The 24,008-nt window shown below is 37.8% G+C and carries 19 protein-coding genes and 3 pseudogenes; 17 read left to right on the forward strand and 5 right to left on the reverse strand.

Going from position 1 to position 24,008, the window contains the following annotated elements:
* Positions 1 to 156 precede the first annotated feature (156 nt).
* Both J3U91_RS00535 and zwf read right to left on the reverse strand, forming a co-directional pair.
* Positions 157 to 1,146: an MFS transporter gene (locus J3U91_RS00535; protein ID WP_226489957.1), complete on the reverse strand. Its 990-nt coding sequence runs from the start codon at positions 1,144 to 1,146 to the stop codon at positions 157 to 159.
* Between the two features lie 69 nt (positions 1,147 to 1,215).
* A complete protein-coding gene (zwf, locus tag J3U91_RS00540; RefSeq protein ID WP_002818045.1) occupies positions 1,216 to 2,688 on the reverse strand; it encodes a glucose-6-phosphate dehydrogenase in 1,473 nt (490 codons plus the stop codon).
* A 76-nt stretch (positions 2,689 to 2,764) separates the two neighbouring features.
* Here zwf and J3U91_RS00545 point away from each other — a divergent pair, with 76 nt between their 5' ends.
* Positions 2,765 to 3,970 carry an MFS transporter gene (locus tag J3U91_RS00545; RefSeq protein WP_002818046.1) on the forward strand — a complete coding sequence of 402 codons (1,206 nt, stop codon included), beginning with the start codon at positions 2,765 to 2,767 and terminating at the stop codon, positions 3,968 to 3,970.
* Between the two features lie 54 nt (positions 3,971 to 4,024).
* On the opposite strand, the gene J3U91_RS00550 is transcribed toward J3U91_RS00545, so the two are convergent.
* Positions 4,025 to 5,437 carry a hemolysin family protein gene (locus J3U91_RS00550; RefSeq protein WP_032805139.1) on the reverse strand — a complete coding sequence of 471 codons (1,413 nt, stop codon included), beginning with the start codon at positions 5,435 to 5,437 and terminating at the stop codon, positions 4,025 to 4,027.
* A gap of 73 nt (positions 5,438 to 5,510) precedes the next feature.
* Positions 5,511 to 5,978: a class Ib ribonucleoside-diphosphate reductase assembly flavoprotein NrdI gene (locus J3U91_RS00555; RefSeq protein ID WP_002816666.1), complete on the reverse strand. Its 468-nt coding sequence runs from the start codon at positions 5,976 to 5,978 to the stop codon at positions 5,511 to 5,513.
* Between the two features lie 343 nt (positions 5,979 to 6,321).
* On the opposite strand from J3U91_RS00555, the gene nrdH reads away from it, so the two are divergent.
* The 6 genes from nrdH (at position 6,322) to J3U91_RS00585 (ending at position 13,011) form a co-directional block, all read left to right on the forward strand.
* On the forward strand, positions 6,322 to 6,567 hold the full coding sequence (gene nrdH / locus J3U91_RS00560) for a glutaredoxin-like protein NrdH (RefSeq protein WP_002818049.1): 246 nt from the start codon (positions 6,322 to 6,324) through the stop codon (positions 6,565 to 6,567).
* 72 nt (positions 6,568 to 6,639) lie between these two features.
* A complete protein-coding gene (nrdE, locus tag J3U91_RS00565) occupies positions 6,640 to 8,811 on the forward strand; it encodes a class 1b ribonucleoside-diphosphate reductase subunit alpha (RefSeq protein WP_002818052.1) in 2,172 nt (723 codons plus the stop codon).
* Positions 8,812 to 8,838: 27 nt separating this feature from the next.
* Positions 8,839 to 9,852, forward strand: coding sequence for a class 1b ribonucleoside-diphosphate reductase subunit beta (nrdF, locus tag J3U91_RS00570; protein WP_002818053.1), 1,014 nt, complete (start codon positions 8,839 to 8,841; stop codon positions 9,850 to 9,852).
* A 355-nt stretch (positions 9,853 to 10,207) separates the two neighbouring features.
* Positions 10,208 to 10,903 carry a response regulator transcription factor gene (locus J3U91_RS00575; RefSeq protein WP_002816670.1) on the forward strand — a complete coding sequence of 232 codons (696 nt, stop codon included), beginning with the start codon at positions 10,208 to 10,210 and terminating at the stop codon, positions 10,901 to 10,903.
* Positions 10,890 to 12,266, forward strand: coding sequence for a sensor histidine kinase (locus J3U91_RS00580; RefSeq protein WP_002818057.1), 1,377 nt, complete (start codon positions 10,890 to 10,892; stop codon positions 12,264 to 12,266). The genes J3U91_RS00575 and J3U91_RS00580 overlap by 14 nt, the downstream gene beginning before the upstream one ends.
* A 49-nt stretch (positions 12,267 to 12,315) precedes the next feature.
* Positions 12,316 to 13,011, forward strand: a complete 696-nt coding sequence (locus J3U91_RS00585) for a peptidoglycan recognition protein family protein (protein ID WP_002816672.1) — start codon at positions 12,316 to 12,318, stop codon at positions 13,009 to 13,011.
* Between the two features lie 33 nt (positions 13,012 to 13,044).
* Here the strand turns inward: J3U91_RS00585 and J3U91_RS00590 are convergent, their stop codons facing one another.
* Positions 13,045 to 13,707 carry a phosphatase PAP2 family protein gene (locus tag J3U91_RS00590; RefSeq protein WP_002818058.1) on the reverse strand — a complete coding sequence of 221 codons (663 nt, stop codon included), beginning with the start codon at positions 13,705 to 13,707 and terminating at the stop codon, positions 13,045 to 13,047.
* A 266-nt stretch (positions 13,708 to 13,973) separates the two neighbouring features.
* Between J3U91_RS00590 and rbsR the strand changes: the two genes are divergently transcribed.
* The 10 genes and pseudogenes from rbsR (at position 13,974) to hflX (ending at position 23,977) form a co-directional block, all read left to right on the forward strand.
* A complete protein-coding gene (gene rbsR / locus J3U91_RS00595) occupies positions 13,974 to 14,981 on the forward strand; it encodes a ribose utilization transcriptional repressor RbsR (protein ID WP_002818059.1) in 1,008 nt (335 codons plus the stop codon).
* A gap of 136 nt (positions 14,982 to 15,117) precedes the next feature.
* Positions 15,118 to 16,058: pseudogene (rbsK, locus tag J3U91_RS00600) on the forward strand (ribokinase).
* A gap of 452 nt (positions 16,059 to 16,510) precedes the next feature.
* Positions 16,511 to 17,728: an MFS transporter gene (locus J3U91_RS00605; protein WP_002820705.1), complete on the forward strand. Its 1,218-nt coding sequence runs from the start codon at positions 16,511 to 16,513 to the stop codon at positions 17,726 to 17,728.
* Entirely contained in the window at positions 17,715 to 17,999 is a 285-nt protein-coding gene (locus J3U91_RS00610) for a chorismate mutase (RefSeq protein ID WP_002817406.1), read from the forward strand. Before J3U91_RS00605 ends, J3U91_RS00610 begins: the two co-directional genes overlap by 14 nt.
* Position 18,000: 1 nt before the next feature.
* A pseudogene (aroC, locus tag J3U91_RS00615) lies at positions 18,001 to 19,167 on the forward strand (chorismate synthase).
* Position 19,168: 1 nt separating this feature from the next.
* Positions 19,169 to 19,741: a hypothetical protein gene (locus tag J3U91_RS00620; protein WP_002818064.1), complete on the forward strand. Its 573-nt coding sequence runs from the start codon at positions 19,169 to 19,171 to the stop codon at positions 19,739 to 19,741.
* Positions 19,741 to 21,054: pseudogene (gene aroA / locus J3U91_RS00625) on the forward strand (3-phosphoshikimate 1-carboxyvinyltransferase). Before J3U91_RS00620 ends, aroA begins: the two are co-directional and overlap by 1 nt.
* Positions 21,055 to 21,140: 86 nt before the next feature.
* Positions 21,141 to 21,641: a shikimate kinase gene (locus J3U91_RS00630; protein ID WP_002818069.1), complete on the forward strand. Its 501-nt coding sequence runs from the start codon at positions 21,141 to 21,143 to the stop codon at positions 21,639 to 21,641.
* 42 nt (positions 21,642 to 21,683) lie between these two features.
* Positions 21,684 to 22,592 (forward strand): ribonucleoside hydrolase RihC, encoded by a 909-nt coding sequence (gene rihC / locus J3U91_RS00635; protein WP_002817413.1) that lies wholly within the window; start codon positions 21,684 to 21,686, stop codon positions 22,590 to 22,592.
* Positions 22,593 to 22,663: 71 nt separating this feature from the next.
* The gene (gene hflX / locus J3U91_RS00640; protein WP_002818070.1) at positions 22,664 to 23,977 is read left to right on the forward strand and encodes a GTPase HflX; all 1,314 of its coding nucleotides are present in this window, start codon (positions 22,664 to 22,666) and stop codon (positions 23,975 to 23,977) included.
* Positions 23,978 to 24,008 lie beyond the last annotated feature (31 nt).

The raw sequence follows: 24,008 nt of genomic DNA on the forward strand, positions 1-24,008 counted from the left end.
AACCAGGCGAAATAGTTGAATATTGATGATAGATTGTTTCTAATACCAAAAATTTTATCAGTAATTATAAATAAATATGGTTCGACAAAAACACCGACATTGAAACCAATTAAAATCACTGAAGTTACAAAGGTTTGCTTATTTCCTGGTGCTAATTTAGGCAACAAATGAAAAGCCAGTGGAGAAATTAGTTGTAAAGGAAAGCCGATTAAAATAAATCCAAAAAATGAGCACCGGTAAACTTTTGTGTGAATTTGCCACTATGAAATTGGAAATTGCGAACAAAGCTAAAGAAAAATAAATTAATTTGAATTTCATTAATTGATAAAAACGGCCGAAAAGGATTCCGCCAATCATTGCAATGATCAGCATAACCGACATAAATGGAGAGGCATTATAATCTTTGCTAATAATATTCGTGGCAATTTGAGCAAAACGAACCTGCATGCCGATATAATCGGCAACCAGGATTGCCATTAAAATAGCCAGAAGCCAGACAATTGGACTTATTTTGGAATTTTCTCTTTTATCTAGCGACTGCTCGGAATCAATTTCTTTTCCGTTTTTATCATCACCAACTTTTTTATGCTCTTTTGGTACGAACAAATTGAACATTAACAAAATTGGAATCGTAATTAAATAAACCAAAAAAGGTGCCTGCCAAGAAATATTCATTAACAAACCTGCAATGAAAGTGAGGAAAGCTTGGCCTACCTGTTCGATACTTGCTCTAAAACCTAATAAGGTCGCGGCGGTTTTTTCTTTAAAGTAGCTAGCAATTAATGAAACTGCCAATGAATTAATCATGCCAATACCAGCACCTAAAAAAACACGGGAAATTAGAATCAGGGGATAATTTTCCGTTAGAAATGGAATAATTCCTGTTAATCCAATAATTCCGACACCAATGTTGACTGTTAGTCTTTCACCGATTTTTGTCGAAATTAAACTGGAAAACAAAACCAACAAAGCCAAAGCGAAGCTCGGAACAGTGACCAGAGTCTCTACTTGAGCCTGTGTCAGATTTAATTCGCTGCGAATCATCGGCAGTGTTCCGTTAATTGCATAGGTGCTTGTTGTAATTAAAGAAATCGATAAAATACCGATGGCCGTTAATGAGTTCTTTGAGTTTGAGAATTTTTTCATTTGTTTCATTTTAACTTATAAAAAAACTCACAAGGAATGTGAGTTGAAAATAATCTCAATTTTTTAAAATTATCCGCGGTAAATCCAACGATCTCCAGTCTCAGCCAACAAACGATCACTGGCAACTGGACCCATTGTGGCAGATTCGTAAATTTCCAAAGGAGCCTTGTCTTCAGCCCAAACCTTGGCAATTTGATCGACAAATTTCCAGGAGATAGAAACGCCATTCCAATCAGCGAAGTTGGATCCATCGCCATTCATCGCATCGTGAAGCATTCTTTCGTATGGATCCGGTGTCTTAACCTTGTCTTGATCGGAAATTGACCATTTTAACAAATCGGAACGTGTTTCAAATTCGGTTGTAACATTTTTGCCATTCAAGGAGAAATTAATTCCCCCAACCGGATCGATTAAGATACTCAAAACCGGTTCGGATAGTTTGTCTTGATTGAATTTTCCAAAATCAAATGAAGATTTTTTATAAACAATATCGACTCGCGTTTGCTTGGCAGCTAATCGCTTTCCGGTTCTGATGTAAAAAGGAACACCGGTCCAACGATCATTTTCAAATTGAAGACGACCAGCAACATAAGTATCGTTCTTTGAATCTGCTGGAACATTGGGTTCTTCCGTATATGACTTTTGCCAAACTTCTCTTCCTCGACCATATTGTCCACGAACAAAGTTTGCGACAACCTCTCGTTCGTCATACATTTTCAGTTTTGAGAAAACAGTATTTTTAGCTGCTCGAATATCCGTATCGGAAAATGAACTTGGTTTTTCCATTGCCAGCCAACCAACGATTTGGAAGGCGTGGTTTTGAATCATATCAAGCAGAGCCCCGGCGGTGTTGTAATATCCAGCACGTTCCTCAACTCCGAGCTGTTCTGCTAAAGTTACTTGGACGTTTTTGATGTAGTTTTTGTTCCAAGTGGCGTCTAAGATCGGATTACCGAAACGAACAGCAGGAATATTTTGCACCATTTCTTTACCAAGGTAATGATCAATTCGGAAAATTTGGTCATCGGAAAAACCTGATTCAAGTTGATTTTGTAGTTCTTCGGCCGTCTTATAACTTGTTCCAAAAGGTTTTTCGACCATTAATCGGTTATAACCGGTATCCGACATCAGACCCTCGGATTTGATGGCTTGAGCGATTTGGCCAAAGAAACGAGGAGCAACAGACATATAAAAGATCCGGTTACCGCCGGCATCAAACTCTTTATCAAGTTTGGCCAGCATATTTTTCAATTTGCCATAATCTTTTAAGTCGGTAACGTCATGGCTGCTGTAACGGAAGTGGGCAGCGAATTCTTTAACTTGTCCTTCGGTTCCATTTTTAGCAATTGATTGGCGGACGACTTCTTGGAATTTTTCGTCGTCCAAGGGATGACGAGCAGTCCCAATCACAGCGAAGTGTTTTTGCAGATAACCTTTTTTAAATAAATTAAACAGTGAAGGATATAACTTGCGTTTTGCAAGATCTCCTGTGCCACCAAAAAGCAGCAAAACTAATGGTAATTCAGTAGGTTTATTATCCATATTTACTCCAAATCTTAACAACTAAAATTATAACCTAAGAATTTATTCGATTTTGTGAAAATGTTATATTTTATATATGGATACACCAGTAGAAGATAAAAAGCCTGTTCGAAGACCGCCTTTTTTTCCTAAACCAAAAAAATTAAAAGCTTTTTATATTTATCTCGAATATTTGATCGGTAACGCAGCCTCTGCAATGACTTGGCCGGTCACTTCTTTATATCTGCATAATTATCTTCATCAATCTTTTTTTGTGACGGGGATTGTTTTAATGTTCGGTTCGATTGTGTCGATGGTCGCATCTTGGGCAGCCGGTTTGATGTTTGATCATTGGCGACCATATCATAGCTTTCTGATTTCTTTATTTTTGGCTTTATTCGGATCGTTGATGATGTTTTTCTTCCATGATTGGCCGGTTTACGCAATTTGGCTAATGCTTTTAAATTTTGGCATTGGGATGTTTCAAACTTTGATCAACTCTTACGGCAGCCATATTGCTGCTGCCAGTCCAAAAAAATTCTTCTCGAATATGGCGATTATATTAAATATCGGCACAGTTATCGGGACTTTTTTTGGTACCTGGATCTTTGATAAATTGAATATTCAGGGAATGATGTTTCTTGGAATCATTTTTTATTTGCTGATGTTGGTAATTGCGATTATCTTTTTTTGTATCAAGATCCGCCCAATTGCTGAAATACCAAAGAATAAGCGGGAACTGCATTTACATTATTCACATTTGCTGTTGGCAATTGGCGCTTTGACAATGATGACCTATTTAACCTACCAATTTTGGGAAACAGTTATGAGCCCTCATATGGTAAGTCTTGGAATGACAATTGAACAATATGGTTGTTTATGGACGATTAACGGGATTGTTATTATTGTTTTTCAAAACTGGGTGACAAAAGTGACTAGCAATTGGTCTTTAAGAAAATCAGTTTCTATCGGTACGATGATCTTTGCAATTACCTTTCCACCGCTTATTTGGGCTGACAAATTTTGGGAAATGGTTATTATTACGATCGTTCTTGTCATTGGTGAGATGCTTTTTTCACCGGGAACGACAACTTGGGTTTCCCAAATCGTTCCGGAGCAGTTTCAAGGACAGGGAATGGCATTTGTAAGCGCGGCAATTAGCCTCGGCAGATCGATTGGACCTTTATATGCGGGGATTTTTATGGATCGTGGTTGGATCTTTGCTCTATTTATGAGCAGTTTTGTCGCCCTGGTTCTTTTGGATGGCCTGGTATTTCTTTTGGGCAAAAAACAGGCGATCTGAAAATTATATAAAAAAGCATCCTAGATTATTAGGGTGCTTTTTAATTGAAAAAAATTATTCTTCATCATTATTTTTTTCTTCAGAATCTTCATCGCTTTTATGCTCTTTATCTTCATCACTTTTATGTTCTTTTTCTGTTTTCTTAACCGTGAAAAATTTGATGTAGGCGTCTTCATAATCATTAGCGGTTATTTCGAATTTGTAATCGTCGTTTTCAACTGCAACTGTGTCGCCCTTTCTCATTTCGGGATAATTATTCTGGATAAAACCAGCTAAAGTAACGGCATCATCTTCATCGAATTGGGAAATTTTAGTATTGAAGAAATCTTCCAAATCATATAGCGAAATCTTTCCAACAATCTGATAAGTATCATCACCAAGTTTCTTGATCATCTCATCGTCTTCGTCGTCTTGCTCATCCCTTAGATTTCCGAACAATTCTTCATAAACATCTTTATCTGTAATTATTCCCGATGTGCCTCCATATTCGTCAATTACAATCGCCATCGGAACACGATGGGCGCTCATTTCTTCCATTACGTCCGGAACCTTCATATTTTCCGTAACAGAGACGATATCTCTCATAATTGTTGAAATTTTTGCCTTATCATCGATTCTTGCTTGACGAACAATGTCGTAGTTGTAGGCATAACCGATTATTTTATCTTTATCGTTATCGGCAGTAACGGGAAAACGTGAATATTGTTCTTCCAAATAAAGCAGGAGGGCATCAGCAATTGTCTCGTCAACATCGACAACACTCATCGATGTGCGATCGACCATGACATCGCTTGCAACTTTATCGTTCATTTCAAAAGCCCGCTGCATAAAATTGGCATCTTCTTCATCGACTTCCGAATCTATCGCTTGAGCAGAAGTCTTTGTTAGGCTGATAATCTCGTTTGGCGAGTATATATCTTCGTCGGTGGCTGTTTTAAATCCGAGTAAATTCGATATGGCGGCGGCTGTGCGGTCAAATAACCAAATCAAGGGGAAGAAAAGGACATGAAAAAAACTTACGGGACGGGCAATATTCAAAAGCACTTTTACCGGCTCGTCGATGGCAATATTTTTTGGTACCAAATCTGTGAAGACAGCATGAACAAAAGTGAAGACAAGGATACCAACAATCGAAGCGACAACATCCTCTGTCTGCCCGCCAAGAAATGAAAAAATTCCTGAATTCTCTAAAAATTTAGAAGCAGAATCTTCACCTAACCAACCAATAATCAGCGAAGTTAAGGTAATTCCTGTCTGAGCGGTTGAAAGATATTCATTGAGGTGCTTAGTCATATGCAGGGCTAAATCAACTTTTTTGCTTGGTTTTTTTTGATCTTTTTGAATTGCTCTTAGGGCAGATTGACGTGAACGAATTAACGAATATTCTGTCAAAGTGAACATAACGGCTAGTAAAAGGGAAATTAATAAAACAATTACTGAAACTAGTATTGAGGGGTCGGAGTCCATTATTGGTGTTTGATATCTACTTTCTTAAATAATCTAAACGCCATTATATCAAGCTTTCAGTATAGATATCAAATCATTTATAATCTTTAGGTAAGTTATCAACTATTTTCTCATAAAAATTTTCGATATCTTTTTGAATTCCGGACAATTCATAAGTATAAAGGAGTGGTTTATTGTATTTTGAAGCGTATCTTTTTGCCGTTAAAACAAATTGCACGTTGAAATTACGATTCCCGGAACCAAAAATTCCAATCAGCTTTTTGAAGTTGTCATGGTAGTCCAAATAATCGCCAAGGGCGTTTGTGAAAATTTCATGAATTTCCGGGCCGATTCCGGTACCTCCCTCTAAATAAGTTGGAACATTTATAAAGAACGGCTTTTCTTCTTCGACCAAATCGGTTGAATCACTAACTTCAACAGCTTCAATTTCAATATTGTTCGTGTTTTGTTCTTTTTTTTGTTTTGAATATTTTTCGACTCTCTCCATGAAATTACGTGAATTTCCTTCGATTGAAATATATAAAACACGAACTTTTTTCATGAAAGATACCTCATTTTAAGGAAATAACGTTCTGTGGTTTTTGAATAAATCCTAAAAGCGTTCATTTCCTAACTTTATTCTTTCTTAATATTTATATTGGTCTGGAAACGCCGATTTAAAGGCGTTTGCACGCTATCTAGCTTGCAACATTTTTATATTTTTTGCAAGTTGGTAAAGATAACAAATTGTAATATTTCTTCTCGATCCGCGCCCCTTCTGGATTTCACAAGCAAACAATCGCCTACTTACAAAAAATACCCCTTGTAAGTTTATTTGAAGGCGTTTATATTAATAACATCAAAGAAAAAAAGGTCACTAAAATACAAACATTAAAGGAGGAATGATGGCTGATATTACGGTTTATACAAAAAATAATTGCGTGCAATGCAAAATGACCAAAAAATTTCTTACGTCAATGAACATTGATTTTAAAGAGATTAATATTGACGAACATCCAGAACTGATCGCTCAATTGAAAGCTGAAGGTCATCGCCAGACGCCTGTTGTTAAGATTTCTGGTTTTGATAGTTTTTCCGGATTTCGTCCCGATGCTTTAAAAAAAGTGGTTGCTGCCAAAGCTGCTGCCTAAAACAATATTCGTGGAAATTTGGCACCGGATTTTATTCTGGTGCTTTTTAATCAAATCAATTAGGAGTTTGCAATGCCGTTAAAAGAGATCGATCTCGAAAAAGTTCATTATTATGATCTAAACAATGAAGTTAATATTCCAAAACAAAATACGATTCAGGTTGAAAAGGACAAAGAGGCCCGCGACGCATTTTTAAAAGAAAATGTTGAACCGAACCGTTTGCGTTTTTCTTCTTTGAAAGAGCGTTTTGATTGGTTGGTTAAGAATAATTTTGTTGAGAGCCAACTGGTCAAGAAATATGATTTTACTTTTATTGAAAAACTATATGATTTTTTGGATGCAGTTCATTTCCAATTCCAAAGTTTTATGGCGGCCTATAAGTTTTATACTCAATATGCGATTAAGACTGACGACGGAAATTACTATGTCGAATCCTACGAAGATCGGATCACTGTAAATGCTTTATATTATGCAGACGGCGATCAGAAATTGGCAATGAGAATTGCCGACGAAATGATTCACCAACGTTTTCAACCGGCTACGCCGAGTTTTTTAAACGCCGGCAGAGCTCGTCGTGGTGAATTGGTAAGTTGTTTCGTGTTACAGACGACCGATGATATGAATTCAATTGGAAGAGTGATTAATTCGGCGATGCAGTTGTCTAAAATTGGCGGTGGTGTTGGAATTAATCTTTCCAATGTCCGTGAAGCCGGTGCTTCGGTTATGGGCTTGGCCAATATGGCCGGCGGTGTTGTTCCGATTATGAAGTTAATGGAGGATGCCTTTACATACAGCAGCCAAGCAGGAGCTCGGCAGGGTGCTGGTGTTGCTTATTTGTCGGTATTCCACCCCGATGTAATGAGTTTTCTTTCCACTAAAAAAGAAAACGCCGACGAGAAGATTCGTGTTAAAACTCTTTCTCTTGGCCTAACTGTGCCTGATAAATTTTACGAGTTGACTGAAAAAGGCAAACAAATGGCTCTTTTTTCACCAGCTGATGTTGAGAAAGTTTATGGCGTTCCCTTTAATTATGTTGATTTAACAAAAGAATACGACAATATGGTCGCTAATGACGAAATTAAAAAGCAGTGGGTTGACGCTCGGAATTTGGAAATGGAAATTTCAAAACTTCAACAGGAATCGGGCTATCCATTTGTGATTAATCTGGATATTGTTAACCGTGCCAATCCGGTTTACGGTAAAGTCGTTACTTCCAATCTGTGTTCTGAGATTTTGCAAACCCAGACGATTTCACGAATCAATAATGAACAGGAATATACTCAATTGGGAGCAGATATATCTTGTAATCTAGGTTCGATTAATATCGATAATATGATGCATACAGCCGATTTCGGAAAATCGGTTGAGACAATGACCCGGGCACTGACTTTTGTTTCCGAAAGCTCGGATATTTCGGTTGTCCCTTCTGTTCAAAACGGCAATCGTCAAAAACATGCTATTGGTCTCGGTGCTATGGGATTAGCGGCCTTCCTGGCTAAGAACAAAATTTACTATGGTGATGAGGTAGCTCTTGATTTTGTTAATACTTTCTTTTTGATGACTAACTACTACACCTTGCTTGCTTCTAATCAAATAGCCAAGGAACGGGGAGAATCTTTCTTCGAGTTTGAAAAGTCGGATTACGCCAACGGCAAATACTTTGATAAATACTTGGTCAAAGATTGGGGACCAAAAACCGATAAAGTCAAGAAACTTTTTTCTGATTATCACGTGCCGACGATTGAAGACTGGCAGCGTTTGAAAGAAATGGTCGCAAAATATGGCTTGTATAACGCTTATCGACAGGCGGTTGCCCCAACTGGGTCGATCTCTTATGTAAACGATACGACAGCCAGTTTACAGCCGATTGTTTCTCGCGTGGAAGCCCGAGCTGAGGGGATGACCGGTCGCGTTTTCTATCCTGCCAACGGCTTGAGTAACGAGACTCTACCATACTATGTTTCGGCCTATGATCTCGACCAAAGAAAAGTTATCGATACTTATGCAGCTGCCCAAGAACACGTCGATCAAGGTTTGGCAATGACTTTATTTATGCGTTCAACGATTCCTGAAGGAATTTATGATTGGAAAGATGGCGATACAGATAAAATGACTACGCGAGACCTGACGATTCTTCGCCATTATGCCTATCATCAGGGCATTAAATCGATTTATTATATTAGAACGTTTACAGATGATAATACCGAACAAGGTGTCAATGAATGTGAGTCCTGCTCAATTTGATGGAGTATAAAACAAAAGAGGGTAATAATGGCAGATAAGAAAAATCAATTTACACATTATGATGCGATCAATTGGAACAAAGTCATCGATCCAATTGATAAAGCAACTTGGGAAAAATTAACCGAACAGTTTTGGCTTGACACACGAATTCCGATTTCAAACGACATGAAAGATTGGCGTTCTTTGGGACCGGTCGAACATAAACTTTACGACCATGTTTTTGGTGGTTTGACAATGTTGGATACCCTGCAAAGCCAGGATGGGATGGCCAGCTTGTTGGATGCAGCCGTTACACCCCATGAACGGGCTGTTTTAAATAACATTAAGTTCATGGAATCGGTTCATGCAAAAAGTTACTCAAGTATCTTTGAAACATTGGACACACCTGCTGAGATTGATGAGATTTTTGATTGGGCCTCAAAGAATGAGCAATTGCAATATAAGGCCAATAAAATTAATTCTGTTTATCATGATCCAGACCCGCTCAAAAGGAAGATCGCTTCTGTTTTCCTTGAAACTTTCTTGTTTTATTCAGGTTTTTATACTCCTCTTTATTTTGTTGGACATAATAAAATGGCAAATGTCGCTGAAATTATCAAACTAATCATTCGTGACGAATCAGTCCACGGAACCTACATCGGTTATAAATTTCAACTTGCCTACAAAGAACTAACCGAGCAGGAGCAAAAGGATTTGAATTCCTGGGCCTATGATCTGCTTTACGATCTTTACGACAACGAGGAAAAATATACTCACCAGCTTTACGACGAAATTGATTGGTTCGACGATGTAATGATTTTTCTTCGCTACAATGGCAACAAGGCTTTAATGAATTTGGGGCTTGAACCGATGTTTGCCGATGGCGCAGAAGATGTTAATCCGGTTGTGATGAACGGCATTTCGACTTCGACTGCAAATCATGACTTCTTTAGTCAGGTTGGAAACGGATATCGTCTGGGCCAAGTCGAAAATCTAAGTCCTGATGATTACAACGTTGGGAAGTCCACGCAAGCAGGTTTGGATTCGAGCAAAGAAGAATAAAAAGAAGGTCTAGTCCTTCTTTTTTTATTCAAATGATTCAGTTTTATAATGAAATCAACCTCTTTCTTTTTCTTTTTATACATAAATTAACTTTATCTTCGTTTTATCTCTCTTTTATTTTCTTTTAATCTGTCAATTGAATAATTAAAACTGTTCCAAAGGACAAGTTGTTAAAAACAAATCCCGACGAACAACTCCCAATAATAAAATATCCCTTCCAAATAAATTAAAAACTCTCTTCATAATAATTAATCCCAAAAAACGCCACCCCAAAGGCGTTTTTATTTGCTCTGCGTGTAGAATAAAGACAGAATTAATCTTGGTTTAATTAGAGAAAGGCAGAATTCTACATATTATGGCAAATAGTTCGGTAAAAATTCTATTGATTGAAGATGACAAAATTTTAAACGATGATATCACAGCGATGCTTTCGGAAATTGCGGAGGTCAAACAGGTCTTTAACGGCGCTGATGGCGAATATGAAGCAGTAGAAGCCCCTTATGATTTAATAGTCTCTGATTTAATGCTTCCTGAAATGAATGGCTTGGACATTATTAAAGAAATGCGCGACGCTCATATTGAAACTCCGGTTTTGATTTTGACTGCCAAGGATTCGGTTGATGACAAGGTTAAAGGCTTTGAGGTGGGAGCCGATGATTATCTAACTAAGCCTTTTCATCGAGAAGAGTTATTGGCTCGAGTAGAAGCCCTGTTGCGTCGCGCCGGTATTGATACCGAAGAAAAAGAAATTAATATCGGAAATTTAAAAATTCATCTTTCAAATCGAACCGTCACTGTTGGAAACCAAAATGTCCAATTAGTCGGCAAGGAGTATGATATTTTGGTTTATCTTGCTAAAAATAAGAACATTATTATTACCAAAGACCAGATTTTCGATCGTGTATGGGGCCTTGATTCCGATACGACGACTAGTGTTGTTAATATTTATCTAAATAATCTTCGACGTAAATTGGAGTCGGTTGGTAAAAATGATTTAATCAAGACCTTAAGAAACGTTGGTTTCATTCTCGAATCTGATGAGCAAAACTAAAATTAATTCTAAACAATATATAAAATTATTTCTGTTGGAAGCGATTGGGTTTCTGATGATTTTTTCTTTTGTTGGCAGTTACATTTATTTCACTTATACTCGGACCGTTCAACGCAATGCCGATCAAATTTTGAATTCAATGGTATTACGAATTCAAAAAAGCTTTAGAAGCGGTTCAAAACAATTGATGATTCCCGGTCTCGTTGGACAGGGGCAGGGGTCGACAACTGTTGGAGGAACGCCAAGCGCCAGTTCCCCACAAGAAGGTAGTTTGCTCAAGTCGAATGTTTCCGGACAGGACACGATTTATTACAGTAAGAGTGGAAAAATCGTTAATTCTTATTCACTCGGTTTACGAATTTGGACCTACGAAAATCTTTATAAGAAAATTTCCGGAGAATTGAACAACATCCAAACTATTAAATTATCCGGTTCATATTTTAGAGTTCGCCTTATCAAATTAAAGAAGCCGATTTTTCTGATTTATGGAGCCAATACGATCCTTGGGACGGCCAAATATGCAGCGGTTGTTTATAATTTCGATACAGAACGATCCAACATGGATTCATTTCGCTCGGTCCTATTTTGGACTTTGATGTTTGCCGGAATGTTTTCGCTGGTTGTGAGTTGGCTGGTTACTCTTCGAGTTATGCGACCGATCCTTCAGTCTTGGAAACAACAACAGGAATTTGTTAATAATGCCGCTCATGAGTTAAGAACCCCGTTGACGATTATTCAAAATAAAATGGAGGGGTTGCTTAGAAAACCAACTTCATCTGTTGCGGATGTATCTGAAAATATTGTAGTTTCACTTTCCGAGGTCCGGCGTTTGAATCAATTGACCTCCGATATGCTGACCTTGGCGAGGACCGGATCGAATATGACGCAACTTGATCCAAAAATGGTTGATATTGAGAACTTCATCAAAGAAGTTATCGAACCATATTCCGAGATTGCTGCATCCAAAAAAAGGAAATTTGCTGAAGAAATCGATATAAAAGGCAAAATGGTTATTGATACCCGACGAGTTCATCAATTGATCGTTATTTTGCTTGATAACGCATTGAAATATACAGAGGCAAAAGATTTAATCAAAATTAAGGCTCGCAGAGAAAAAAACAATCTTGTTATTGAAGTGGCCGATAACGGCCGGGGAATTTCTGCTGAAGCAAAAAAACATGTTTTCGATCGTTTTTATCGGGAAGAAAAATCCGGAAACCGCAGTACTGGTGGAACCGGTCTGGGTTTGTCGATTGCTAAATGGATTGTTAACGCCTTTCAGGGCAAAATATCGGTTTCCGATAATTCTCCAAAGGGAACAATTTTCAAGGTTGTATTACCACAATTGAAGTTAAACAAATAAAGCTTCAAATCTTTTAAAAAAATCCGTATCAATAATTAGGAGGATTTTTATGAAGGGAATGAAGTTTTTATTTTGTTTATTAACTGCGATTTTGGCTACTTTTTTCTTTATTAACGGTAAAGCCAAGGCCGACACACCGAATAATTCAGTACTTAGGTATATTCGGGATGGTGTTAAAAATAAGGGCTGGAAACCAGCAGCCGAACAAAATTGGTTGAGCAAAAGTACAATGCTGCCGAAAAATAATTATCGTTACGGCAAGGCTCGTCCGGAAGGAATTGTAATTCATGAGACCGCCAATCCAAGGTCGACGATCACCAGTGAAATTACATATATGTACAAAAATTGGCGGACAGCTTTTGTCCATAATTTTGTAGACGGAAACAGTTTAATCGGTGTTGCCGATACAGATTATCAATGTTGGGGAGCTGGAGCGATCGCCAATCCACGTTTTATTCAAATTGAGCAGGTAGAAGTTCATTCAAAAGACGAATTTGCCCGCGAACAATTGAATGCTGCTAAATTCGCAGCCGATCAGCTGAATCATTATCATCTGGGAGCCGCCAGCCAGCGTAAAACTATCTGGACGCATGATGATGTCAGTAAGTATTTGGGCGGAAGCAACCATACCGACCCGATCAATTACTGGAATAATTCAGCAAAAGATTGGTTTTCCGGGATTTATACAATTAATGATTTTATTTGGCTTGTTAATCAAATTAAGAATAATACTCTTACGAAATAAAAAAGGAAATATCTTTGTTTGACATTTCCTTTTTTATACTGCGTCATATTTTAATGCCGGAATTTTATCGTGTAAAGTTCTGGCATATTTTTCATAAAGCCAAACCCAAAGAGTTACCCAAACAATTCCCAATGTTGCACCGGCAATTACGTCGCTCAAATAATGATCTTGGAGATAAATAACTGCTTCTAATAGCAATAAACCAAATGTTGCTGTTCCCCAACCAAACCAAATTTGCAGCCGACTGGAAGAAAGATTTGGCAAAATCAGCACGAAAATAATTGTAATTACAATAAAGGTCGTTAGTGCATGATTTGAAGGAAAAGCGTATCCGGAGGCCAAATGTCCGGTTGGCCGAGCACGACCAACCGCAACTTTTAAGATCTCGCCAATTGCTAATCCACTAATATAAGTGGCAAGGACCCAAATTGCCGGAATGCGTAAATTAGAAAAATAAAGTAAGCCGGCAATCACGACTGCATAAATGAAGGTCGCTAAAGGTGAACCAAGCGCTGACACGATTGTCATAATTGTGTCTCCAAGAGAAAAACTGTTATTTCCCAAGGAGGCTGTTAACCATTTATCAATGCCGATAACAATTCCAAGTTTAATACCCACTGAAATCAGCAGCAAAAGGAAAATTACGGCCGCAATGATTCCGGTCTTTTTCAAATATCTTGGCATCCTAACAATCATTTCAACCTCTTAATAAAACCTTAATTAAATTCTATTATAACGGAAAGGCTATTAATTGTATTCCTGGCGCTCTAATCTGGCTATTGTTAATTCTGTTTTTTTGCTAATTTTTCCTCTGTTTTCAAAAACAAAAAACTATTGATTAAAAACAGACTTAATAAATACCGAAATTGAAAGATATTAGTCAACGCTCATCCTGGGTAATTTCTAAATAAAATTTGTTGTAAACGTTTTAAGAAAATAATATTTTTCCTTATACTTGCTTTATGAACAAGAAAGTGACAATCAAAGAGCTTGCCGAAAAAACCGGTTTATCGACAACCACCGTCAGTCAAATCCTAAATGGCAAGGGATCTCGTTTTTCGGAAAAAAACATCAAAAAAGTTTTGGCTTTTCGTGATCAACTGCATTATGTTCCCAATTCTGCGGCGAGAAATCTTAGCAATAAAACCGATAAAACAATTGGAGTTTTGGTTCCGACAATTTCTAACCCTTTTTTTAGCGAATTTCTGCAGTTAATTGAAAATTACTCTGACTCAAAAACTCATGTCATTATGATTGGTCTTGATGGGGACCGCAGTCAACTCTATTCGGCAATCGAAGGTTTGATCGCTCAAGGGGTCGATGGTTTGATTGTGGCTGTTGCAGTCGAGGAAAGCTCCAAGGTCAACGACCTTTTAAGGGAAAACTGGATTCCTTATATCGTTTTGGATCAAAACAGCACCAAAGACTCCGATTTTATTGCAACTGACGACTTTCATGGCGGGCAATTGGTTGCACAGTATTTGTGCAAACTCGGCCATCGCAGATTTAGTGTTGTTGTTCCCGACAAAGAATCAATGACTTATAATATAAATCTTCGTTTGAATGGATTTGTTGAAAAATGTCGGGATTTAGGAATTGTCACAGATGATATTCAAATTCTCGAAGCCAAATTCAGTAAACACGGCGGCCAAAAAACCGTCCCGGATATTGTTTCTTTTAAGCCAACGGCTATTTTTACGTTAAGTGATGAATTAGCAATCGGAGTACTTGGCGGAATCTATGACCAGGATCTGGAAGTTCCGGGGAATTATTCTTTGGTCGGTTACGATGATACCGATTATGCAGAATTTATGAATCCAAAATTAACAACAGTCAGACAGCCAATTTCTTTGTTGGCCAAATATGCTTTGGAAATGTTGGAAAACAGGATTTCCGATTCGAAACTGAAACAGCAGGTCAGAGCTGTCGATGTCGAGTTGGTCATTCGCAACTCGACGAAGGAAATTTAATTTTATCAGCATCTTTTAAGGGCTGTTGATAAAATTTATTATACTTAAATTATATTTATCCATAAGTCGTTTTGACGATATTATTTTTATCTACATAATTTAAAGCGAGATTGTTTTCACAGACGATCCTACTTTGTTGGAGGAAAGAGTCATCAAAAAAGAAGCCAAAAAAATTGTTGTCCTTGGGTCCTTAAATGTCGACACAATTCAACATTTAAATAAGTTACCAGAAAGAGGCGAGACGATTCACCTGAACGGATTGACAAGCGCCCCAGGAGGTAAGGGAGCAAATCAAGCAGTCGCTGCAGCCAGGCAGGGAGCTGATGTTAGCTTTATCGGTGCCGTTGGCAATGATGCTAATGGCCGTTTTATGAAACAAACCCTGTCTGATAATAAAATCGATGTATCACACATAGTTACAAAAAAGTCCCAACCGGTTCGGCCTATATTATGCTCGAAGCCGATGGGAATAATACGATTCTTGTTTATGGTGGGGCAAACATGCAGGTTAGTGTCGAAGATGTTCGGGCTGCAAGCAGTTTGATTGAATCGGCGGATGCTATTATTACCCAATTTGAAACACCGGTCACTGCCGCCGTTGAAGCTTTTGAGATCGCTAAAAGGAAAGATGTTTTAACTATTTTAAATGCGGCGCCAGCTCAAAAGATCGATCCAAAATTATTAAGTATTTCTGATTTTGTCACACCAAATGAAAGTGAAGCACAGGTTTTGATTGATCAGAAGGTTCAATTTACAAAAGAATCTTTAAACAATGCAGCTCTTTCTTTTGAAAAACTTGGTGTTAAAAATACTTTGATTACACTTGGCGAACACGGATCTTTTTATAAGTTTGGTCAACAAGAAGGCATAATCCCAAGCTTTAAAGTGAAAGCTGTTGATACAACGGCCGCCGGCGATACTTTTATTGGATCTTTTACTGCTAACTTGAAACCGGATTTAAGCAATTTGACCGATGCGCTAACTTGGGCAACTCGCAGCTCCTCTCTAACGGTTCAAAAAGCTGGTGCTTTGCCGTCGATTCCGACTTTTGAAGAAGTAGAGACGGCAATGAGATAAGAAGGAGTTTTTGTCAGGATTCTTTAGATGGCTATCTTATGAACTAAAGTTTGTCCGTTCTGCCAATATAAAAAACTAGTGTTAATGCTTAACTCTTTTAATAAAAAAGTTGACTTTTGTTTACTGTCTTGTTTTAATATATACAACTTAATTCATTCGGAAAGGAATTTATTATGATCTTAAAATCATTCGTTGTTACATCATTTTATTATGACTATTTGTTTAGATAGTGTTCGCTCCAACTTTGGTGCGAACACTCTTGTTGCTCGCATCTAAAGTTGGTAGTCATGATATTTTTTTCAACCAGCTAGATGTTTGATTAATTCCAGTTGGTATGACGAAATTATTTTAGATATTGTAACAAATTTTTGATTTTAATTTTAAAACAGCTGGATTTTAAAAAATCTGGCTGTTTTTTGTTTACCAAATAAATTTAAAAAGGATTAAAATCAATGATTTCCAAATCGCTCAGAAGAAAAGTAATGTTTATTTTATACACGAATTATTTTGTGCATGGGTTGGGTTTACTGATACTTACCCAGAATATGTTTGCTTTTAGCAAGTCATGGAATACACCCTTATCGACAGTATCTTATACGATTTCTGCCGTAGGCATCGGCAGAATTTCAGCCTACTATATCTTGGGTTCTTTTTCTGACAGGATTGGCCGCAAGCCGGTCCTTTACGCCGGAATGTTATCTTATTTGTTATTTTTTATAATGACACCCTTCATCAAAGATTTTCACCTTGCCTATTTGCTGATTATTTTAGCCGGGGTCGCTAATTCGGCTTTGAATGCTTCCACATATCCGATTTTTTTGGAAATTGACAAAAAGAGCACCGCCCCAAGTATTTTGATTAAAGCGGTTATGTCAATGGGCGAATTTGTCCTTCCTATTTCTGTTGTATATGTTGAAAAACTGCAATTATGGTTTGGAATAAATTTTATGATCGCTGCAGCTATTCTGTTTATTAATTTCATCCTTTTGTTGCCAATTGAATTTTCCGACCAATCTTTTTCAAGTAAAGAAAACTTTCACCTGAAGTTAAATCAGATGAGCAATCGCCAATTTTTTCTGCTTTGTTCTCTAGCTCTTTATGGCTACAGTTCAATGGCGATCATGATTCACTTTACTCAATGGGTAAGTATTTTCGCCGGGAAAGAACTTGATATGACAAAAGTATCTTCCCACTTGTTGTTGTCGCTTTATAGTCTCGGTTCAATTGTTGGGGTCATTGCCATTTTTACCGTCGTCAAAAATGCTTTGATTAAAAATACCCACTTAATAGTTCTACTCAGTTTTTTTGCTTGCTTTTCTTTGATTTTAATTGCTTTTAACAGCAGTGATATTCTCGTGCATTTATCGGCTTTTGTTTTTGGTTTTACAGCAGCCGGAGGAGTTATGCAAGTTGCTCTGAATCTTTTGGTTAGTCTTTTTCCGGGGATGAAAGGCCGTGCGACTGCGATTTTTTTCACTCTCGGCAGCTTAGCGACTTTTTCGGTTCCTTTAGTAACTGGTATTTTATCGAGAATCAGCATTGTTCTCACGATGCGAAGTATTGTCGTGACGGCTTTATTGAATTTGATTATTTCTATTTTTATTAGTTTTGCTGCTTATACAAAAAAAGAAAACTCATTGAAACTGGAGACAAAATATGTTGAAAACTAATTTAAAAAAAGAGCGCCGACAGATTAATATAATTAATTTTTTTCTGATCAAACTGCTTCATCGACGTTTATTAATTGTGAAAAAAATTGGTCTCAAAAAACAAAAAACGGGCCAGGAAATTTTTGATAAAAACAGAGAAAAAGAAATCAAGAATCATTTGCTTAAGGAAATTCCCGATCAGGAGAACATTGAATATTATCAAGAAATTTTTGACATTATTCTAAAGAGTTCAAGAGAAGTACAAAAGAATTTGAAGAAAGGAAGAGCTTAATATGATTTATTTAACTGCCGGCGAATCCCATGGAAAAGAATTATCAGGGATTATCGAAGGGATTCCAGCCGGATTAAAATTATCGATTGAAGAAATCAATAGGAAGCTGCATATGCGTCAGCAAGGATACGGCCGAGGAAACCGCCAACGCATTGAAAAGGACGAAGCCGTTATTACCGCTGGTGTTCGTCACGGCCTGACATTAGGATCACCGATTTCTCTAACGATTAAAAACTACGATCACAATAATTGGCTAAAAATTATGGATCCATTCGGAGACGATGAAAGTGAGAGCTCTTCACGACAGGTTAAGTTTCCTCGTCCAGGTCATGCTGATTTGGTCGGTGGCATGAAATACCGTCACCGGGATTTAAGGAATGTATTGGAACGGTCTTCAGCTCGTGAAACAGCCATACGGGTGGCAATTGGGGCGATTTGTATTCAGCTTCTTGAACAGCTTGATATCCAAATTATTGGTTATGTCCGTCAGATTGGTCCAATTAATCTTGATAAGAAAAATTGCTTGGCTGCCAATGAAATAAATGAACTTGTCGTCAAAAACGATTTACAGGTAATCGATAGTGAAAATGTCGATGCTGTCCATAAATTAATCGATCAAACAAAAAAAGATGGCGGCACTCTTGGTGGGATTATCCGAGTGGTTGCCAATAATTTGCCTGCTGGCCTAGGAAGTTATACGAGCTGCAACGAGAAATTGGATGCAAAATTGGCCTCCGTGGTCATGGGTGTCAATGCATTCAAAGGCGTTGAAATCGGCGATGCTTTCGCTAATTCTTCTAAAACCGGCAAGGAAGTTATGGACCAAATCTTTTAGGATGAGAAACAAGGCTGGTATCGTAATAGCGATCACTTAGGCGGTTTTGAAGGAGGAATGACTAATGGAATGCCGCTTATCATCAACGCTGCAATGAAGCCGATTCCGACCCAGTATAAGCCTCTTCATAGCGTCGATATAGATAACAAAACCGAGAATCATGCCAATGTCGAACGCTCCGATGTAACCGCGATTACTGCGGCTTCGATCGTTATTGAGTCGGTCGTAGCGATCGAGTTAGCAAAAATAATTTTGGATACTTTTGACTCCTCCAGTTTTACTCGTTTGAAAGAGCAGCTTTATAGCTACCGCAAAGAAATTAAGGAATATTAAATTGGAAAGGCTCATAAAAATTCACACTCTTGGTCCCAAGGAAACTGATAGTTGCTCAGCGGCTTATTATTTTTCTCAGCAGCGAACAGGAGATGGAGATATTTCGATTATTCTTCATGATAGTTTTGAAACAATTTTCAGACATTTGGCCGAATATTGTGATGATTTATTACTTTTGCCGGTCGCTTTCAAGTCAAAAAAAATCCACTCCGCTTGGGCTGATATTCATTATCGTTTTTTAACAGAACTGAAATTAATCGATGGTTTTATCTACCCGCTTTCGGATCTGGCTCTAATAGGAAATCAAGAATATTCAGTTAATCAAACTTTTATTCACCCAGCAACCGAGAGTCTTCTAAATGCTTATCTAAATGAAAAAAAGCAAACGACAATTGTCCGGTTTTCTTCCAGCAAATATTCTGCATATCGCGATTATCGACTAAAGAATGCACGCTATGTAATTACAAACTTGAAAAATGTTCAGTTTAGAAAAACCGAAGTTATTCAAAAAAAATATCAAGTGAATATGTTGTGGAGTGTTTATAAAATTCAAGCAAAGGAATTGATCAAGTGATGAAAAATCTTAAAACAAAACAATTTCAGGGGCTGAACGGCAGCCTGCTGTTACCTGGCGACAAAAGTATTTCCCATCGATCAATTATGGTAGCTTCGATTAGTCGGGGAATTAGCCGGATAAAAAATTTCTCCAACTCCACTGACTGTCTTTCTACTTTAAATGCTTTTTTGGATTTGGGTGTTGAAATTAAAAAATACGGTCGGGATTTAATTGTTTATGGTTCTGGTTTAGATGCTTTTAAGGACCCAAAAAAACCTCTGAATATGGGAAACTCTGGCACGACAACCAGATTGCTTCTCGGCTTGTTGGCTGGACAGAGTTTCAATACCTGTTTGGTTGGAGATGCTTCTTTAAGTAAGCGGCCAATGTACCGGGTCACGAATCCAATCACTGAAGTTGGAGGAGAATTCTCGCTTACCGGGAATGGTACTCTCCCGATCACGGTGATTGGCCATCCGAGCCTTAAGGCCTTTGATTATCATTTACCGATTGCCAGTGCCCAGGTTAAAAGCGCTTTGATTTTTTCTGCCTTGCAAGCTGACGAGCCTTCGATAATTTTTGAAAAAGAAGCAACACGCAATCACTTGGAAATAATGTTGAACGATTTTGGAGCCGACATTAAAACAAATGGATTATGTATAACTGTTATGCCAAGGCCGAAACTTTCGGGTCGGACGATCTCGATTCCTGGAGATATTTCTTCGGCAGCCTTTTTTATGGTCGCTGCGAGCCTTTTGCCAAACAGTTGTATCTGCCTCAAAAAAGTTGGTTTGAATCCAACGCGTATCGGTATTATTTCTGTTTTAAAATGAATGAATGCCAACATCGAGGTTAAAAAAACTTCAAATGAAGCCGAAGCTTATGGAGACATTATTGTCCATTCTTCTAATTTACACGCTGTCGAAATTACTTCTAAAGAAATTCCGAATGTCATTGATGAATTACCAATTCTGACTCTTGCTGCGAGTCTTGCTAAAGGGCGGACGATTATTTCCGGTGCGGGAGAATTGCGAGTCAAGGAAACCTATCGAATCTCAGTGGTGGCAGCTGAACTAAAAAAATTAGGGGCTCGAATTCAGGAAAAGAGCGACGGAATGGTAATTGACGGATGTCCAAAATTACAAATCCCGGAAAATAACTTGGCTACACACGGTGATCATCGAATCGGTATGATGCTGGCTGTCGCGGCTTTATTGGTTGATACTTCAAAAACAATTACTTTAAATAATCCGGAAGCAATTAAAATTTCTTATCCAAACTTTTTTAGGGATCTTGATTATTTGTTGAATAATCCCGATATGAAGGGATGAAAATCAATATTATCGAATGAAGTTCGTTTCATGATTTTTATTTTAGTAAGCTGTCAGTCCAGGAAAATTATTCGAGGTAATTAAAAATGGCCAAATTAATTTTAATTGGTTTTATGGGAAGCGGGAAAACAACAATTGGTCGTTTGCTTGCTGAAAAACTTGCTATTCCTCAGTTGGATTTGGATGCTCTGATCGTCCAAGAAAACAAGCAGTCGATTAATGATATTTTCACAGAAGTTGGTGAAGAGCATTTTCGAAAAATGGAAACAGTTGCTTTGAAAAAAGCGATCAATCAAAACGTTATTTTATCAACCGGTGGAGGTGCGCCGATTAAAAAGTTGAATCAAACTATTTTAAAATCAGTTGATGCACCAATTGTTTTTTTGAATGCAGAGTTTAAGACAATTGAAAAAAGAATTAATCGTGACGCCAGTTGGCCCTTGCTTAAAAGAATTGCGGAGCTTAAGCAACGTTATATAAAACAGAACTTTATCTACCGGGACTTGGCCGATATTGAAATTACTACCGATCGAAAAAGCCCGGATTTGATAGTTGAAGCCATTCTAGAAAAATACGATGAAATCTGAGTTAAAGCTAAAATTTTATTTTTTCTTTATACTTAAATTATTATGAAAGTAATTATTGATATGGATCCCGGCATCGATGATGCAGTTGCTTTGTCAGTTCTTTTAAACAATAAAAATTGTCAAGTTGAACTGATCACGACTGTTGCCGGGAATGTAACGGTTGATAAGACAACTAAAAATGCATTGAAAATCGCCAACTTTTTTAATTCTGAAGTTCCTCTTGCAGCCGGGGCCAGTCAACCTTTGGTCAAGGCTTTCGAAGATGCTGCCAGAATTCACGGCGAATCAGGAATGGAGGGTTACGATTTTCCGGAAGGGAATTCCCATCTGCTTAAACAGCCTGCTGTCGAGGCTTGGCATGACGTTCTTAATAAAACAGAAAAGAAAATTACTTTAATTTTAACCGGATCATACACGAATTTCGCTCTGTGGTATCGTGAATACCCGGAAGATGTCCTTAAAATCGAACGTGTAATTGTAATGGGTGGCTCCTTATCCGGCGGCAATATGACAAGTGCTGCCGAGTTTAATGTTTTTACCGATCCGGAAGCGGCAAAGATTTTGTTAAGCTCTAATCTGTCAGTTACGATGATTGGTTTGGATGTAACTTTAAAAGCGCTCGTTGATCGAGATTGGATTCAAAAAGTCGCTGCTCTAAACGAGTCTGGCAAAATGCTTGCCGCTTTGATCTCCCACTATAACGATTGGCATGCCGACGGCTGGCCGATTCACGATGTGAATACAGTTGCTTACTTACTCCATCCTGAATTTTATAGTTCCAAGAAATTATGGGTTGATATTGCGACCGATGGACCAGCAATTGGAGAAACAGTTGCCGACATTCGAGCTGCATATCATCAAGGCAGGACAAACGCAACCGTTGCCACCGATATCGACGCCGATGCTTTTCGCAACTGGTTAAAGCAAGAAATATCTTCAATGACAAGATGAAGATAATCGTTTAAAGATCTGGCATTAAAGAAGTTGTATTTGGAAGATTAGATTAATTTTTAGGAGGTTTTTTGGCAGCTCAATTATTTGATACGAAAAAAACAAAAGAAAGAGTCATTTTAACTGCGATTGAAAATCAAAAAAATTCGCAGAATTTTGATTATGCGATTGAAGAATTCAAGAATCTTGCTGTTGCTGATAATTTGGAGGTTGTAGATGTTTTAACGCAAAAATATGATCGACCCAATGCGGCAACTTATTTTGGCAAAGGCAAAGTGGAAGAATTAAAGGAACTTGTAAATGCCAAAGAAGCCCGATTGGTCATTTCAAATGATGATTTGACAGCGACTCAAATTAGAAATCTTGAAAAAATGATTGCTTCCGACGTTCGAGTTGTTGATCGGACCGGTTTGATTCTTGATATTTTTGCTGCCCGGGCAAAAACAAAAATTGCCAAATTACAGGTTCGATTAGCTCAAAAACAGTATCAGCTACCTCGTCTGCATACTTCTTTAGCCAATGAACTCGATCAACAGGCTGGAGCCGGTGGAGCTTCTTTTACCAGTCGTGGGTCCGGTGAAACCAAACTCGAACTTAATCGACGGACAATCGAAGAACAGATTTCACAAATCAAAACAGAATTAAAATCTTTGTTGTCCTCTTCAACTGTTCAACGCAAGCGACGTGATAATTCCGGCCTGAAAAGAGTTGCTTTGGTTGGCTATACCAATGCTGGGAAATCGACTTGGATGAATCGAATCGTAGAACGATATTCTCAAATTGGCAATGATTCGGAAGAAAAAAAAGTCTTTGAAAAAGATATGTTATTTGCCACGCTGGATTCAACGGTTCGATCAATTCGTCTGCCCAATAAAAGACAATTTTTGCTGTCCGATACAGTTGGGTTTATTTCAAATTTACCGCATAATTTAGTTGCAAGTTTCCAATCTACTTTGGAAGAGGCAAGCAATTCCGACCTGCTTGTCCAAATTGTCGATGTTTCCGATCCTCATTATCGGGATATGTTGACAACAACATCAAAGACTCTCCGGCAAATCGGAGCCGAGCAAATTCCGATGGTGACAATTTTTAATAAAGCCGATAAGGCTAAATTGAGTTATCCGGAACGTAGTGGAGAGGATTTAATTGCCAGTGCTCTGGATAAAAAGTCCTTGGAAGCATTTATTGATTTGTTGAATAAAAAGCTCTTTGCCGATTTAAAAAAAGTCGAACTGCTTATACCTTTTGATCAAGGATCTGTCCTCAGCGAATTAATTGAAAATAACCAGGTTTTGCATCAGGAATACAACGATAAGGGAACAAAGATTGTTCTGGAATTATCGGAAGCAAAGATTAAACAATACCAAAGATTTGTTAATATTTGAGTGACAAAAACGAATGAATGCTGATTATTTA

Source organism: Oenococcus oeni (genome assembly GCF_020510245.1).
Taxonomy (GTDB): domain Bacteria; phylum Bacillota; class Bacilli; order Lactobacillales; family Lactobacillaceae; genus Oenococcus; species Oenococcus oeni.